This is a genomic window from Bartonella sp. AA89HNZF, assembly GCF_042196905.1.
In the GTDB taxonomy this organism is placed as follows: Bacteria; Pseudomonadota; Alphaproteobacteria; order Rhizobiales; family Rhizobiaceae; genus Bartonella.
Genome location: NZ_JBHIRD010000156.1, coordinates 1 through 500 on the forward strand (window position 1 = coordinate 1; position 500 = coordinate 500).

1 protein-coding gene is annotated in these 500 nt (G+C 43.0%); it reads left to right on the plus strand.

Features of this window, described 5'->3' with window-relative positions:
- The coding region (locus tag ACFIN0_RS10245) for a DnaB-like helicase C-terminal domain-containing protein (RefSeq protein ID WP_375702506.1) at nt 1-500 on the plus strand (500 nt) is incomplete at both ends.

The window sequence follows — 500 nt, forward strand, 5'->3', positions numbered from 1 at the left end:
AGCGCTGCGAAAAAGCGTTCCTCACAGCTTTCAGGGATAGCTACCCATATCAAAACCCTTGATGAAAAAATGGGAGGATTACAAGCATCTGACTTAATTATCCTTGCAGGACGCCCTGGAATGGGGAAAACCTCTCTGGCGACCAATATTGCTTTTAATATTGCCAATGCTTGCAAGCGTCATGATAACAGCCAAGCCAATGAAGGGGGTATTGTAGGTTTCTTCTCACTTGAGATGTCAACAGAACAGCTTGCAACTCGTATTATCTCAGAGCAAATAAAGGTTTCTTCTTCTGATATGCGTCGTGGTAATATCTCAGAAGAGCAATTTACCAACATCATTTACGCAATGCGTTCCTTACAAACAATCCCTCTTTATATTGATCAAACGGGGGGTGTATCCCTTGCACAATTGGCCGCCCGTGCAAGGCGTCTTAAACGACAACATGGTCTAGATGTCTTGATTATCGATTATATCCAACTCATGACAAGCGGTTCAAA